The following is a 14875-nucleotide window of genomic DNA, read 5'->3' as shown; positions in this document are numbered from 1 at the left end:
TTACTCCAATTACAGATATTAATCTAACTAATTGAAAAATTACCACTTTAGCTGAATCTGCATTTAACTCATGAGCTATTAAACTCATATCCATCATTCCCCCTGGAGCTGTAGAAAACAGAGCTGTTGTCAAATCCAATGAGGAGTTTTTATACAGAATATAACCTAAAATAAAATTCATAACTCCCATACAGCTAACTATTATTATAGCTGGCTTCAAAACCTCTTTCAATCCCAAAATATCCTCTTTTTTTATTCTAGCTCCTATGAATGCCCCTGTAGCTATTTGAGTCAATATTTTATACTCAGCTGGCATAGTGGCTATTCCAAAACTTAGGTTAAACGCTGAAACAGAAACCATTGCTCCGATCATTGCTCCCGCAGGTATCTTTAGTCTTACTGCAATCTTTCCTCCAACTATAGCGACAACTATTGTCAATAAAAAATCCATTTATCCCCTCCAAAATATATTATTAATCTATCTTATCATATTTTTTTTTTAATATATATTTATTCTTCCCATTCGCTATTGATAATCAAATATTTATGAGGTATACTCGCAGTGACATAGATTTTATTATAATTCATATAATTTTCTGGAGGTGTATTTATGGAAACATCATATAATGGTAAATTACTGCGAATTAATCTAACTACAAATGAAATAGCGTCAGAACCCTTAGATTTGAACTTAGCCAAAAAATTTATCGGTGCAAGAGGGCTTGGAAGTAAAATCTTATTGGATGAAATCGATCCTAATATCGACCCTCTATCTGCTGAAAATAAGCTAGTCATTATGACTGGTCCTGTAACAGGAGCTTCTGTTCCCACTGGTGGAAGATATGTTGTTGTAACAAAATCTCCTCTCACTGGGATGATTGCCTGTTCAAACTCAGGTGGTGAGTGGGGAGCAAAACTAAAATATGCCGGATTTGATGGTATTATTATAGAGGGGAAAAGTTCATCTCCAAAATACCTACTTATTGAGGATAATAAAGTAGAACTTTTAGATGCCTATGATATATGGGGTAAAACTAGTAGTGAGACCAAAGATTTTTTCAATTCTCTTTATCCCCATGCATCCACTTTAAATATAGGTCCTGGTGGTGAAAATCTATCTCTTATGGCAGCTATTATAAATGATGGTGATAGAGCTGCTGGTAGATCTGGTGTCGGAGCAGTTATGGGTTCAAAAAATTTAAAAGCTATTGTTGTAAAATCTACTAGAAACTCCATACCAGTACACAATCCCGAAGCTTTGAGAAAAGAGTTAGTAGTAGCTATGAAAAAGATTAAAGAGGATGGTGTTACTGGAAGTGGATTACCTACTTATGGTACGGCTGTTCTTGTAAATATAATAAATGAAACTGGAAGTTTTCCCACAAATAACTGGCAAGATGCGTACTCCAACAATGCTGAAAGTATAAGTGGTGAAACTCTCTCAGAAAAATATCTAAAAAAAACATACAACTGTCATAGGTGCCCTATCGGTTGTGGTAGAGTTGTTGAAAGAGAGGGAAAAGAGATTGGAGGTCCTGAGTACGAGACTCTTTGGGCTTATGGTGGAAACTGTGGTGTCTATGATATACCTAGTATAAATGAAGCTAATTTTTGGTGTAACGAGCTTGGATTGGACTCAATATCTGTACCATGTACCATCGCTGCTGCAATGGAACTATATGAAAAAAAACTTATATCTGAGGAGGAGTGTGAAGGTATTCCTTTAAAGTTTGGAGATAAAAAAGCTGTTGTTGAATGGACAAAAAGAGTTGGTTTTGCTGAAACTGAACTTGGAAAACTGATGGCTCTAGGTTCTCAAAGACTATGTGAACATTATGGTCATCCAGAGATTTCAATGTCAGTGAAAAAACAGGAGCTTCCAGCTTATGATGCCAGAGGAATTCAAGGGATTGGATTAAACTATGCCACAAGTAATAGAGGGGGTTGTCATGTTAGAGGATATATGATATCTCCTGAAATTTTAGCTCACCCTGAACTATTAGATAGAACTGCAACTGACAATAAAGCAAGTTGGACAAAAACTTTCCAAGATTTGACAGCTGTTATTGATTCAATGGGTATGTGTCTATTTACATCTTTTGCTCTAAATGCTGAAGATTACACTAATTTCTTAAATGCTGCCACTGGAACAACTCATACAGTCTCTTCTCTATTGGATGCAGGTGAAAGAATCTATAACTTAGAAAGAGTATTCAATAAAAGAGCTGGAATGAAACCTGAGGATGATACCCTTCCTAAACGTCTTTTAAATGAGAGTATTCAAAGTGGTCCTTCCAAAGGTCATAAAAGTAAACTTAATATAATGCTACCAGAATACTATGAAGCTCGTGGTTGGGTCAATGCATTTCCAACAGAAGAGACTCTCAATAGATTGGGACTTGAGGATCTATGTTAGAGATTCGCCTTTTTGCTACCCTAAGAAAAAGTAGAGGTACCCTTATAAAAATCCCATTTCATTTTGGAATAACTGGAAAAGAGATTCTCAGTACACTCTCAATCTCTGAAGATGAGGTCTCTATATTTCTAATAAATGGATTCCACTCCTCCTTTAATAAAGAGCTAAGTGACAATGACATTATCTCTATTTTTCCCCCTGTTGGAGGTGGATAGTGAATTTAAGGTATATGAAAAATTTAAACTCACTCACTGAAGCTGAACAACTAAGAATAAACCAAACAACTATTTTAGTTATAGGAGCTGGTGGATTAGGGGGATATGTCCTAGATTCACTTGCCAGATTGGGAGTTAAAAAAATTAAAGTTGTCGATTTTGACACCTTTGATATCTCCAATTTGAATAGACAACTGCTATCAAAAGAGGATAATATAGGTCTTTTTAAAGCTAATGAAGCCCAAAAATATATTAAATCTGTTAACTCTTCCATAAAGGTTGAGATATTCTGTAAAAAATTTGAAAATTGTGATTTCACCTCTCTTTTTAATGAGGTAGATATTGTCTTTGATTGCTGTGACAATATTGAAAGTAAATTTAATATTGAAAATAAATGTCAAATTTTTGGAATACCCTTAATTCATGGTGCTGTTGGTGGATTTTTTGGTCAAGTTAGCTATATTTTACCTACATCTCCCATTTTAAAAAAAATTTATCCTAATAAGAGTGCTACTGGAATAGAAACTAAATTGGGGAACATCTGTTTTGTTGTTTCCATTGTAGCTTCTTTACAACTCTCACTATTCATCAGAATCATTTCAGAACAGCTGCATGAATATAATGGCTTTTACTATATAGATATTGAAAACTTTGATATTCAATGGATTTCTTTTAAAATTTAAAAGGAAAACTATCTTTTCTTCATAAGATTAGTTATAGATACTATTTAAACTTGGGAGGTTTTTATGAAAAAGGCACTTGTTATTTTCAAAAGTGGAGATAATCTAGATTTAATTATTGAAAGCTGTCTATCACTAAAAAAGGAGTTTGGATTTGAAATAACTCCTGTCTATGCATTAAATGTAAATCCATTTATCAATAACTCTGAAGATGAAGCTAATCTTCTTGAGGATTTTTCTGAATTACAGGATGATTTTTTAGATAAAACAAAAAAGAAATTGATTGAACACAAATTAAATGCCCATCTTCTAACTGTTGTTCAAATCACTACTGAAAATTTAAAAAATCTTTTAAGATTAAATGATGTTCTTCTATATCAAGAGGGGTTATTTTTAGGAGATCTTTTCTTAGAGATTTTAAAAACTATATATAGACCCATTATTGTTTTAAGAGGAAAGGCTTTAAGTTTTGAAAATATATCTGTTGTATCTGATGATGGCATTAAAGTCAATAAAAGTGTCTATAATTTCCTAAGTTTATTTTCTAGTACAGACTTAGATAAAATAGATGTTTTTACATGGAACTATACTAAGGGTGAACATACACTTCTTGAACTTATACATAACAAAGGGGTTTTCCCAAATTTAAGAGGTTTTTCATCCCCTTTAGATGATATTGAAGATTTTTATTTTGAACTTAACAAAAGTTCTCTTTTAATTATGGGAAACCTTAGTCACTCCTTCTTCTTAGAAAAAATAACTAACAGAATGGGATTAAATATTTTAGAGCATATTAATACCCCAATTTTTATAGCTTAAAACAAATTCAAAAAGAGGCTTACCAGCCTCTTTTTTTTATGCTATAATCTAGCTCGATGTAAAAAATTAAAAGGAGTAGATAATGAAATTCAGTTCAATTGATTTAGAAAAAGATCCCATAGGCAGGTTATTTTTTAACTTTTCTTTTCCAGCTGTTATGGGAATGTTAATATCAGCTTTTTATGTTATCATAGATGGTATTTTTATTGGTAGAGGTATTGGTGGAGATGGATTAGCAGCCATTAATTTGGCATATCCTATTATTACGCTCACAATAGCTCTAAGTTTAATGTTTGGTACTGGGGGAGCAACTGTTATATCCATAAAACAGGGTGAAGGAAACTTAAAAGAGGTCAATCGATATTTTTCTCATATGATTATTTTGAATATTGTATCCTATATCATTATCTGCTCATTGACTCTAATATTTCAAAATAAAATAGTATATATGTTGGGAAGTAGTGATAAACTCTTTTATTTAACTAAAGCCTATTTAATTCCAGGAGTAATATTTAGTATATTTTTTATGCTTTCAATCTCTTTAAATGCTGTTGTAAGAAATGATAATAGTCCCAACTTTGCCATGGCCTCAATGGGCGTGGGAGCTATTGTAAATATAGCTTTGGATGCTCTATTTATAATTAAATTTAAATGGGGAATGTATGGTGCTGCCTATGCAACTGGAATAGCTCAAATGGCCTCTGCACTATTTTTATTATCATACTTTTTCAAAAAAGATTGTAATATTAAATTTATAAAAGAAAAACTGGATTTTCAAATTATAAAGAGAATATGTCTAAATGGTTTCTCCTCTTTTATTTTAGAGTTCGCAGTGGCGGTTATCACCATTTTATTCAATTCAACTCTAATGATTCTTACAGGGGAGATTGGTGTCGCTGCCTTCAGTATAATAGCCTATATTTTCTATGTTTTTAGAATGATTTTTAATGGTTTGGCCCAAGGAATTCAACCAATTATAAGTTATAATTTTGGTGCTAAACATAGTAAAAGAATAAAAGACACTTTAATTTTAGGGCATAAAATATCTCTAATTGTTGCTCTATCTATTCTTTTCCTAGTTTATTTTAAAAGAAATTTTATTATTGAGTTTTTTAATGGGGATTTAGAATTGATAAAACTAGCTTCTAGAGGACTTTTAATATATTCCTCTGCAATCATATTCCTAGGAGCTAACTTTATTCAGATATCCTACCTTCAATCTATGGAGAAAGCTACTTTTGCTAACTTTCTATCTTTTGGTAGAAGTTTTGTATTTATCACTATTGGTATTTTTACATTGCCTAGTTTTATCGGAGTTGACGGTGTTTGGCTATCTCTACCATTTGCAGATTTTATGACTTTTTTAACAGGAACAGCGGTAACTTTAAAAAAGAGAATCAATAAAACACTATAATTTTTTTGAAGCAGAAAAAGAAATGAACTTTTATTTTAGTATAAATACACATAATACTTTAGTAAAAGGAGGGAAATCTTATGCTGCATCTTATACACGATTTTGAATTCTTAGGACTAGCAAAAAAAAATTTTACCGATGATTATGGTAATGTGATGAGTCAATTATACTATATATATAAATGTAAAAAATGTCATAAAATTAGAATTAGAGAGTTTATGGTATCTAAGGCTGATGAATCAGATGGAATTCCTACAGTGTTGGGTCTATACCGTAATGCTCTTGATTGCGACGTAATTAAAGCTATTGAGATTTCTTAATATTTATAATTAAGGAGGTACTTAAATGTTTTTAAAAGATTTTAAAGAGTTTGCAATTAAGGGAAACGCTATCGATTTAGCTGTGGGAGTTATAATTGGAGGAGCTTTTGGAAAGATTGTAAGCTCTATTGTAAATGATATTTTAATGCCAATTCTAGGTATAGTCCTAGGTGGAATCAATTTCACCAATTTAAAATATGTTATTAAACCTGCTGAAGGGGCAGTTCCAGAGTCAGCAATAAGATATGGAAACTTTATACAGTCTGTGGTTGATTTCACTATAATTGCATTTTGTATTTTCATTATGATAAAAGGTATTAACAGTCTTCGTAAAAAAGATGATACCCCTCCTACTCCACCTGCTCCAACCAAAGAGGAAACTCTTTTAACAGAGATAAGAGATATTTTATCAAAAAAATAGATAAAAAAGGATTGCTATCACTAGCAATCCTTTTTTTATCTATTATCAAACTCCAACTTTATTTTATCTATTAATCTTTCATCTTTCAATAACTTAATCCCTGTTAAAGTTAGGGCTAAAACTGCTTCCTCCATCCCTCTATATGCACCACTTTCTATTGTGCACTCAGCTAACCCCTTACTGTGACTAATCACATCTTTATAAAGTGGCATATATGGATGTATAGTTGCACAGATATGGCTCACATCTCCAGCATCTGTTGAACCACTATCCTCTGAGTCTTTCATATCCTCTATTCCAATATCTTTTAAACTCTCCTCATATACACTCATCAAAGTTTTATTAGTTATTAGGTCTAAAAAACTTGTCTCATAATTTTCAATCTCTAACTTAGTACCTGAAGAGATCGCTGCTCCATTGGCACAATTTTTAACCTTCTCTAAAAGAGTGTCCAACTCTTTTTTGTTTCTTGATCTAACATAAAAATTTGCCACTGCTAAATCTGGAATTATATTGGCAGCTTCTCCACCCTTTGTTATAATACCATGCACTCTATCTGTTGGAAGAATCTGTTGTCTTAAAGCATTTATCGTATTAAATAGCGTTATGACTCCATCTAATGCATTAATTCCTAAATGTGGAGAGCCTGCAGCATGAGATGTTTTACCTCTAAAGGTAAACTGTAGTGCTTCCATAGCTTGACTTGAGCTACTTCTTAGATGAAAATCTCCACTTGTTGGATGCACAATCATAGCCACATCTATATCATTAAATGCTCCAGCTTTTACCATGGCAACTTTCGCTCCATCTGTTTCTTCAGCTGGAGTTCCAATTACTAAAACCTCTCCCCCATAGATATTTACATACTCTCTTAATAATATCCCTGCCGCACTACTTGTAACCCCTAAAATATTGTGACCACATCCATGTCCTATCTCTGGTAGAGCATCGTATTCAGCTAAATATGCTATTCTCGGTCCTGGTTTTTCTCCAACATAGTTTGCTAAAAAGGCAGTTTCTATTCCGCAGTATCCCTTTTCTACAAAAAATCCATATTTTTCCAATAATTCACAATGTTTATCTCTAGCTTTAAACTCTTTTAAACCTAACTCTGGATTTTCAAACAAAAAACTGTTTAGCTCTTTTAACTCTTCAAAAATTTCTAAATATCTCTCTTTAAGTTCCAATATAGTTTTTTCCAAATCTATCCCTCCTAGTTTATTTTAAAACTTTTATTTAAGACAAAATTGTTATCTCTCTCTTTTTTATTTATAAACATTACCTTAGCTAAGTAAACTGCACTGAATCCCGATATTAATTTAGCTACAATAAAGGGCACTACACTATCTGGAGAAACTCCCGCAACAAATCCCAATTGACCTCCAAAAACATAGGAACCTGCAACTGCAAAAGCACTGTTTATTATCTTACTGTTGTTATCCATCTTATTAAAAATACCAAACATTGGTATACTACTAACTAAAGATGCCATAAATCCAGCTGTTCCACTTTCATCTACTCCCAATATAGCTCCCATCCTTTTTAAAAGATTTTTTAAATATTTTTCAATAAAATATAGGAATGGATAAGCTCCACTTAGAGTTAATGCCACCCTAGTGACAACTTTCATGCTTTCATCTATTGGATTTAATCCCTCTATAATCGAATAACCAAACATTGTTTCAACTATTGTTAAAATCAATCCCAAAGTGATAATAACGGTCATCCCTTTACCAAATCCATCAAATATTTTACAAGTTTTTTCTGGAGAAAACCAAAGTCCAACACAGATAACTCCTGAAAAAATAACAACTGGAATCAAATTATATACTATCAGCATAATTTCAAGCCCCATAATCACTCCAGCAACCAGACATCCTAAAGGAATTGTTGCAACACCACTTAAAATTCCTTTAGAAAAATTTTCCTTCGACATATCATCTATAATCCCAAAGGCCACAGGCATGGTAAAAATAACAACTGTTCCTAACATAGAGCCCAAGATAAGCCCTGAAAAATCTATTAAGCTCTCATTCATAGCCAAATCTTTTGCTAAAAAATACCCACCCATATCTGTTGCTAAAATCGAGTTTATATATATTGATGGATCAATTCCAGTTAAGAAGTAGAGCTTTTCAACAAAAGGTCTTGAAAATTTTGATATCAATGGACTTATAGATAAAATTCCTAACATGGCCAATATTAATGGACCTGCTACACAAATTCCCTCTTGAAACCTTTTTCCATACCCCAATCTATTTCCTAAACACCTGTCCAATGCTCCTAAAACTGCAAAAAAAGTTAAAATAAAAAATATAACTTTCAACTATGATCCTCCTATTTTATTTTTATCAATTGATTATATCATGAATCAAAAAAAAATCTAGTACATTAATACTAGATTTTTATTTCTTCCTATCTCAACACTTTACCTTTAAATAGATCAAATACCTCTTTTACAGATAGTATCTCACTTATTTTCCACGCATCTTTTCCTGCGAAGAAAATTCCCTCTAAAGCGTTCCCTTCATGACCCTTTATTAAACTATCCCTCACACAAAACTTTCTGCTGCATTTTTTTAAACAGCTTGTACATTTTTTAGGTGTTAATATCTCCTCATCTATTACTCTTTTCACATATGGAGAAACAATAGCATTTGCTGGCAATCCTGCAGAACTCATAATCTGAACTACATCTCCCTCTTTTGCATTTACATACATCTCTTTGAACTCTTGGCTTACCTCACACTCTTCTGTTGCTATAAATCTACTTCCCATTTGAATTCCATCCACACCTAAAGACATCATTCTTTCTGCATCCTCTGGAGTAATAACTCCTCCTGCACCAAAGACTGGAATCGATACACCATTTACTATCTCCTCCATAATCTCCCATGAATCTTTATCTGTTCCCAAGTGTCCTCCAGCATTTCCACCCTCAACAACAATGGCATCTGCTCCTAATTTTTCAGCTATTTTAGCCAATTTTAAACTGGAAACTATTGGAACAACCTTTACTCCTGTTCCCTTTACCGTTTCAAAAATATCTCTTGAGAATCCAGCTCCACAAATTATCATGTCAACTTTCTCCTCTATTGATACTTTAACCGCTTCTGCAAAGTTTGATGCAGCAACCATTATATTTACTCCTAGTGCTCCACCCTTCTTTATAATCATCTCTTTTGCTTTTCTAATCTCATCTCTAAACTCGTCAGCTGGGATTGCTGTTCCTGATATAACTCCTATGCCACCTTGATTCGCTACTGCTGAAGCTAATCTTGACATCGACGCTCTAATCCCCATTCCTCCCTGAATTATTGGTACCTCTATATTTAAATCTCCTATTTTCATTAATTTCACCTCCAAGTATGATAACACATGTTATGATAACATATGTTATCAAAAAATGGAAACTTTTTTTATTAAATTTCACTCTTGACTTTATATATTATATGGAGTATATTCATATTAATGTTAATAACATAACAGGATACTTAGATAAGGAAATGAGGTTTGATTCCTCTACGGCCCCGCCACTGTAATTTGGACGAAAGTATTTTATACCACTGGATTTTTATCTGGGAAGGTTTACGAGTAGAATGAAAAGAGTCAGGATATTTATCTTTAGTATATTATCTTCGAGGGAGGAACTAAATATGATGAGATTTTGGCATTTTTTTCCTTAAAGTCTTTATGAATGTAACATCATTTTTTTGACTATAAGGAAAACAAACTAAAAAACTTTTATAAAACAAACAAACTTTTAAACAAACTTTTAAAAGCTCTCTATTCTAGAAACGGTGTCTAGGATAGAGAGCTTTATTATTTAAACCAATTTTCTATAATTAAATCATATTTTCAAAGAAAACCTTATAAGTTCTATATGTTTCATATACATCTAGCTTTGAAGATACTTCAAATGGAGAGTGCATAGCTAAAAGTGCTGGTCCAACATCAATAGTTTTTATTCCAACTTCTGCTAAAAGCATTGCCACTGTTCCCCCTCCACCTTCATCTACTTTTCCTAACTCTCCAATCTGCCAAGTTATTCCATGTGTATTTAATAGGTTTCTTATACTCCATACATACTCTGCATCAGCATCATTTGTTCCATTTTTTCCTCTGGCTCCTGTAAACTTTGTTACAACTATCCCATAGTTTAATTTTGCCGCATTTTGAGCCTCATGTACTCCTTTAAATATTGGATCCATAGCTGCATTTACATCTGAAGATAGTGCATTTGAATTCCAAAGTGTATTTCTTAAATCCAAATCACTGTATGTTCCCTGAACTCTATTTATTAGATCACTTGTAAAATACTCTAAATAGTTGGATTGTAGTCCTGTTGATCCATGAGAGCCTGTTTCCTCCTTATCAGCCAAGAAACAGACAGCTGTTTTTTCAGGAGTTTTTTCCATATCTAATATGGCTTTTAAAGATGTATACCCACATACTCTGTCATCTTGTCCATACGCTCCTATAAGAGATCTATCTAAACCTATATCTTTGGCTTTAAATGCTGGAACTAACTGGAACTCTGCCGATATAAAATCCTCCTCTATCATACCATACTCTTTATTTAACACCTCTAAAATTTGGTATTTTATCAGCTCTTTTATCTCACTATTTTTTATTGTTGTTGGTATAGAGCCCACTATAATTTGTAGCTCCTCACCTTTTATAACTTCACCAGCCTGTCTATCCCCTTGATATTTAGCAGCAAGATGTGGAAGTAAATCTGGTATTGTAAATACTGGATCATCCTCTTTTTCCCCTACTATAATCTCTTTTTTTTCTCCATTTGCCAGTATGACAACTCCATGTAAAGACAGTGGAATTGATGCCCACTGATACTTTTTTATTCCTCCATAGTAGTGTGTTTTCATATATCCTAACTCCAACTCTTCATATAGAGGGTTTTGTTTTAAATCAATTCTCGGTGAATCTATATGAGAAACAACGTAGTTTATTCCCTTTGTTATCCTCTCTTTTCCAATAACTGCTAAAACTAAATTTTTCTCTCTGTTCACATAATAAACCTTATCCCCACTCTCTAGTTTATCCTTTGTACTGGCGCATACAAATCCATTTTTTTTAGCTAACTCTAAACCGAATTTAACATACTCTCTCTCTGTTTTTCCACAATCTAATGACTCTTTGTAACCTTGACAAAATTTAAAAATCTCTTTTTTGTCTAGATTTTCATTTTTCCATCCATTCTCTTTTTTTAATAACATTCTCTCCTCCTATTTTTATATTTATTCCTCATAAAAGTTTTCTAAATTGTCTATTTGAGAATATACAACTGCTGCTAACTTATATGATAGATGCCTAACTCTTTTCTCTGAATCAATCTTTATCAGAGGTTCTTTTATTACCTTTACTCTCATTTTTTTCAATCTATTTATATCTAAATCTACTGGTGTGCTTCCCTCCTCTTTATATCTCTCCACTATCTCCTCTGGAATCTCAACAGAGTTTACAATAACTTTATCAATCATATCAAAGCCCACATGTCTATTTATTGACTCTATATGATCTGCAACGCTATAATTTTCTGTTTCCCCCATCTGCCCCATAGCATTACATATATATATTTTCTGAGCCTTAGACTTTTTTAAGGCTTCCTGCATATTTTCCAATAGCAAATTTGGAATGATGCTTGTATAGAGACTTCCAATTGAAAACACAATTAAATCAGCCTCCTCAATAGCCTTTATATTCTCCTTTGGACTGCTCACCTCTCCATCATAGAAAACTCTTTTTATCTTCTCACCTAAAACAGGTATATCCGATTCTCCAAATACAAATCCTCCACTTGTCTTTTCAGCTATTAACTCTATTTTTTCTAAAGTTGCTGGCAATATCTTTCCATTTATATTAAATAATTTCCTAAGTCTTCTCAGCGCTACCTGAACATCCCCAGTTATCTCTGTCATTGCTGTAATCAATAGATTACCTAATGGATGCGCTCCTATGGATGAATTCTCTTTAAAACGGTACTGAAAAACCTCCTCAATCAAAGGTTCTACATTGCTTAAAGCTATCATTACATTCCTTAAATCTCCTGGAGCGGGTATATTGAACTCTTTTTTTAAAATTCCACTACTTCCTCCACTATCTGCAACAGACACTATGGCTGTTATATCTATTGGAAAGTGTTTTAATCCTCTTAGAACTACAGACAGTCCACTTCCCCCTCCAATTACTACTACTTTTGGATTTCTCATAATTTATTCCCCTTTTATTTTAATTATACCTATATTTTATAACATTCTTTTGCAAAAAAAAACTATATTTGTTAAAATAGTTGTATATTTTAAATAATGGAGGGGTTTTATGAAAAGTAATCATGGAGCAAATCTTCATCAACTGTCTGAAACACTTGGTATCGATGAAAATCAGATTATAGATTTTAGTTCAAATATAAATCCTTTTGGTCTTAGTCCCAAAGGTGTTGAAAAATTAAGAGCTAATTTACACCTGGCCAGTGTGTATCCAGATCCTGATTATACAGAGTTAAAAGCTAGTATTGCCGAGTATTGTAGATGTAATCCAGAAAATATTGTTTTGGGCAGTGGAGCTACTGAACTGATAGCTTCAAGTATAAAGGTAATCAATCCTAAGCATACTTTGCTCTTATCTCCAGCATACTCTGAGTATGAAAAAGAGCTAAAAAATATAGGTTCTAAAATCACCAAATTTTTTTATAAAAAAGAGAGTGAGTTCCAAATAGATATCAATGAGGTTATTGAGACCACTAAAAAATCTAACTTTGATATGATTATTATATGTAACCCCAACAATCCAACTGGCACTCTAATCTCTCTTGAGGACATAGAAAAACTATATTTTAATTTTAAAAAACCAATTATGATTGATGAGACATATATTGAGTTCACAGATTTTTCTAAAACCTCTGCCATCAATCTTGTAGATAGATGCCAAGAGCTTATAGTTATCAGAGGAACCTCTAAGTTCTTTTCTACTCCTGGTATCAGATTGGGATATTCCATTGTGTCTAAAGGGGATATTTTAAACTCTTTAAGCTCTATTCCAAATCTATGGAATATAAATATTTTTGCTGATATTATGGGTGAGGCAATGTTTAAAGATACTGATTTTATCAATATGTGTCACAGAAAATTTAAAGAGAACTTTGAGTTACTATATAGTGGATTAAAAAAATTTAAAAATTTTAAAGTCTATAATTCAAGTAGTAATTTTATTCTATGTGAAATTTTAACTTCAGAGTTTAATTCAGATAATCTTTATGAGTTCCTATCTAAAAAGGGGATCATTATTAGAAAAGCTGAATCTTTTGATATGTTAAATAATAATTTTTTTAGAGTTTGTGTACTTACAAAAGAGAACATAGAATTTTTATTGCATGAGATTTCTAATTTTATGCAAAAATATTGATCACGGAGGAAATATGTTAAAAAAATTTTTATTTTTAGGTTCACTTTGTCTTTCTACAGTTTCTTTTGCTAAATATGAGCCTTGGAACTTCACAGTTTTAGAGGGTAGTTTAATCAAAGGAAACGCTTTACCAAATGGATGGGGTACATCAGAAAAAGATGTTATTTTTGAAATCCAGGGAACTACTCGATATGATCTTTTAGATCTATACTGGTTTGTTGATAGATCCAACATATTTAAAGACCCAAGTTTAAGTGATAAAAATGGAGTTGATAATAACTATACATATGGTGAGATTTCCCCTAGAGTATCTATAGATGGATTAGTGGGAAAAAATCTTTCCATAGGACCTGTATCTGAATGGTTTATTGCCACTCAATTCGACTTTGATAATGTTCACGGAAAAAGCGAATGGAATGGACAAAACAAGGGGCTTAGAAAATATTATGTTGGTATTGGTAACTATATCTCTATTCCAGAGATGAAATATATGAAATTTGATTATTTTAAAACAAATTTGTATGCTAGATATGTTGATAAAAACTATGGTAGAAACGAGGACCAATGGGATGGGTACCTATTTAATATAGCTTATGGGGGTACTATATATAAATTTGAAAATGGTATGAAATTTGGTTTTAGCGGATGGTTAGACTATGATTTTGGGGCTAAAAATAGTTCTGAATCAGATAAACAAACCCATGATTCTTTACAGTGGCAAAATCAAATTAGATTTTACTTAAATAACAATCTATCTCTAAGTTATACATATCAGATAAATAATCATTTTTCTCAAGTTGATCAGCATAGTTCAAACAAAAATAATGAATCGTTTGGTATTCACTACGCTATTATGTTCTAATTTATAGGAGGAACTTATGTTAAAAAATGAACTTTCCTTAGTGGGAAAAAAATTAACTTTTGAAGAGTTAAATAATTTTATGATTGAAAACAATTACTATAGTATACACAACGATTTAAGTGAAAGAGAGATTCAAGATTGCTTAAATGAAGGTGTTATCGCCTTTGAAAATAAAGATCAAGATAGTGTTGAAGATATCTATACTTATATTGAATTTGAGGTTTTGGATAAAAATATTTTAAAAATAAATAATATATTTGAGATGTAAAAAAATCTCTCCAAATTGGAGAGGTTTTTTTCTTATAC

General features: G+C 32.2%; 16 protein-coding genes and 1 riboswitch. Of the genes, 10 read left to right on the top strand and 6 right to left on the bottom strand.

Features of this window, described 5'->3' with window-relative positions; translation table 11 throughout:
* Positions 1-451: AbrB family transcriptional regulator (locus ACMOUI_RS00835; protein ID WP_418963849.1), on the bottom strand; the 451-nt coding region annotated here is incomplete at its 3' end.
* A 159-nt stretch (positions 452-610) separates the two neighbouring features.
* Here ACMOUI_RS00835 and ACMOUI_RS00830 point away from each other — a divergent pair.
* The 7 genes from ACMOUI_RS00830 (at position 611) to mscL (ending at position 6285) form a co-directional block, all read left to right on the top strand.
* Positions 611-2416, top strand: coding sequence for an aldehyde ferredoxin oxidoreductase family protein (locus ACMOUI_RS00830; RefSeq protein WP_418963848.1), 1806 nt, complete (start codon positions 611-613; stop codon positions 2414-2416).
* Complete coding sequence (locus tag ACMOUI_RS00825) at positions 2410-2631, top strand: MoaD/ThiS family protein (RefSeq protein ID WP_418963847.1); 222 nt, start codon at positions 2410-2412, stop codon at positions 2629-2631. Before ACMOUI_RS00830 ends, ACMOUI_RS00825 begins: the two co-directional genes overlap by 7 nt.
* Positions 2631-3314 (top strand): HesA/MoeB/ThiF family protein, encoded by a 684-nt coding sequence (locus tag ACMOUI_RS00820; protein WP_418963846.1) that lies wholly within the window; start codon positions 2631-2633, stop codon positions 3312-3314. Before ACMOUI_RS00825 ends, ACMOUI_RS00820 begins: the two co-directional genes overlap by 1 nt.
* Before the next feature lie 63 nt (positions 3315-3377).
* A complete protein-coding gene (locus tag ACMOUI_RS00815) occupies positions 3378-4130 on the top strand; it encodes a hypothetical protein (RefSeq protein ID WP_418963845.1) in 753 nt (250 codons plus the stop codon).
* Between the two features lie 82 nt (positions 4131-4212).
* Positions 4213-5544 carry an MATE family efflux transporter gene (locus ACMOUI_RS00810; protein ID WP_418963844.1) on the top strand — a complete coding sequence of 444 codons (1332 nt, stop codon included), beginning with the start codon at positions 4213-4215 and terminating at the stop codon, positions 5542-5544.
* 80 nt (positions 5545-5624) lie between these two features.
* Positions 5625-5864, top strand: a complete 240-nt coding sequence (locus ACMOUI_RS00805; RefSeq protein WP_418963843.1) for a hypothetical protein — start codon at positions 5625-5627, stop codon at positions 5862-5864.
* A 25-nt stretch (positions 5865-5889) separates the two neighbouring features.
* Positions 5890-6285, top strand: a complete 396-nt coding sequence (gene mscL / locus ACMOUI_RS00800; protein WP_418963842.1) for a large-conductance mechanosensitive channel protein MscL — start codon at positions 5890-5892, stop codon at positions 6283-6285.
* Between the two features lie 35 nt (positions 6286-6320).
* Here the strand turns inward: mscL and ACMOUI_RS00795 are convergent, their stop codons facing one another.
* The 5 genes from ACMOUI_RS00795 to ACMOUI_RS00775 all read right to left on the bottom strand — a co-directional run bounded on the left by ACMOUI_RS00795 (position 6321) and on the right by ACMOUI_RS00775 (position 12515).
* On the bottom strand, positions 6321-7493 hold the full coding sequence (locus ACMOUI_RS00795) for a M20 family metallopeptidase (protein WP_418963850.1): 1173 nt from the start codon (positions 7491-7493) through the stop codon (positions 6321-6323).
* Positions 7494-7498: 5 nt separating this feature from the next.
* Positions 7499-8611: an ethanolamine utilization protein EutH gene (locus ACMOUI_RS00790; RefSeq protein WP_418963841.1), complete on the bottom strand. Its 1113-nt coding sequence runs from the start codon at positions 8609-8611 to the stop codon at positions 7499-7501.
* Between the two features lie 89 nt (positions 8612-8700).
* On the bottom strand, positions 8701-9636 hold the full coding sequence (locus ACMOUI_RS00785) for an NAD(P)H-dependent flavin oxidoreductase (RefSeq protein WP_418963840.1): 936 nt from the start codon (positions 9634-9636) through the stop codon (positions 8701-8703).
* A gap of 104 nt (positions 9637-9740) precedes the next feature.
* Positions 9741-9926: riboswitch (cobalamin riboswitch) on the top strand.
* A 204-nt stretch (positions 9927-10130) separates the two neighbouring features.
* The gene (locus tag ACMOUI_RS00780) at positions 10131-11522 is read right to left on the bottom strand and encodes an aminopeptidase (protein WP_418963839.1); all 1392 of its coding nucleotides are present in this window, start codon (positions 11520-11522) and stop codon (positions 10131-10133) included.
* 21 nt (positions 11523-11543) lie between these two features.
* Complete coding sequence (locus ACMOUI_RS00775; RefSeq protein ID WP_418963838.1) at positions 11544-12515, bottom strand: gluconeogenesis factor YvcK family protein; 972 nt, start codon at positions 12513-12515, stop codon at positions 11544-11546.
* 109 nt (positions 12516-12624) lie between these two features.
* Here ACMOUI_RS00775 and ACMOUI_RS00770 point away from each other — a divergent pair, with 109 nt between their 5' ends.
* From ACMOUI_RS00770 to ACMOUI_RS00760, 3 genes are read left to right on the top strand one after another with little or no spacing between them, the layout of a single operon-like run.
* Positions 12625-13707: a pyridoxal phosphate-dependent aminotransferase gene (locus tag ACMOUI_RS00770; RefSeq protein WP_418963837.1), complete on the top strand. Its 1083-nt coding sequence runs from the start codon at positions 12625-12627 to the stop codon at positions 13705-13707.
* A 13-nt stretch (positions 13708-13720) separates the two neighbouring features.
* Positions 13721-14569, top strand: a complete 849-nt coding sequence (locus tag ACMOUI_RS00765) for an outer membrane protein OmpK (RefSeq protein ID WP_418963836.1) — start codon at positions 13721-13723, stop codon at positions 14567-14569.
* 16 nt (positions 14570-14585) lie between these two features.
* On the top strand, positions 14586-14837 hold the full coding sequence (locus ACMOUI_RS00760; RefSeq protein ID WP_418963835.1) for a hypothetical protein: 252 nt from the start codon (positions 14586-14588) through the stop codon (positions 14835-14837).
* Positions 14838-14875: the final 38 nt, after the last annotated feature.

Origin of the sequence: Cetobacterium sp. (genome assembly GCF_048470075.1) — a bacterium.
Taxonomy (GTDB): Bacteria; Fusobacteriota; Fusobacteriia; order Fusobacteriales; family Fusobacteriaceae; genus Cetobacterium_A.
The sequence above is the reverse complement of the archived record's forward strand: the minus strand, read 5'-3'. Positions and strand labels throughout refer to the sequence as shown.

Coding starts and splice junctions, on each gene's coding strand:
- ACMOUI_RS00830 (WP_418963848.1), top strand. CDS start 611: ATGGAAACATCATATAATGGTAAATTACTGCGAATTAATCTAACTACA.
- ACMOUI_RS00825 (WP_418963847.1), top strand. CDS start 2,410: ATGTTAGAGATTCGCCTTTTTGCTACCCTAAGAAAAAGTAGAGGTACC.
- ACMOUI_RS00815 (WP_418963845.1), top strand. CDS start 3,378: ATGAAAAAGGCACTTGTTATTTTCAAAAGTGGAGATAATCTAGATTTA.
- ACMOUI_RS00810 (WP_418963844.1), top strand. CDS start 4,213: ATGAAATTCAGTTCAATTGATTTAGAAAAAGATCCCATAGGCAGGTTA.
- ACMOUI_RS00805 (WP_418963843.1), top strand. CDS start 5,625: ATGCTGCATCTTATACACGATTTTGAATTCTTAGGACTAGCAAAAAAA.
- mscL (WP_418963842.1), top strand. CDS start 5,890: ATGTTTTTAAAAGATTTTAAAGAGTTTGCAATTAAGGGAAACGCTATC.
- ACMOUI_RS00785 (WP_418963840.1), bottom strand. CDS start 9,636: ATGAAAATAGGAGATTTAAATATAGAGGTACCAATAATTCAGGGAGGA.
- ACMOUI_RS00780 (WP_418963839.1), bottom strand. CDS start 11,522: ATGTTATTAAAAAAAGAGAATGGATGGAAAAATGAAAATCTAGACAAA.
- ACMOUI_RS00775 (WP_418963838.1), bottom strand. CDS start 12,515: ATGAGAAATCCAAAAGTAGTAGTAATTGGAGGGGGAAGTGGACTGTCT.
- ACMOUI_RS00770 (WP_418963837.1), top strand. CDS start 12,625: ATGAAAAGTAATCATGGAGCAAATCTTCATCAACTGTCTGAAACACTT.
- ACMOUI_RS00765 (WP_418963836.1), top strand. CDS start 13,721: ATGTTAAAAAAATTTTTATTTTTAGGTTCACTTTGTCTTTCTACAGTT.
- ACMOUI_RS00760 (WP_418963835.1), top strand. CDS start 14,586: ATGTTAAAAAATGAACTTTCCTTAGTGGGAAAAAAATTAACTTTTGAA.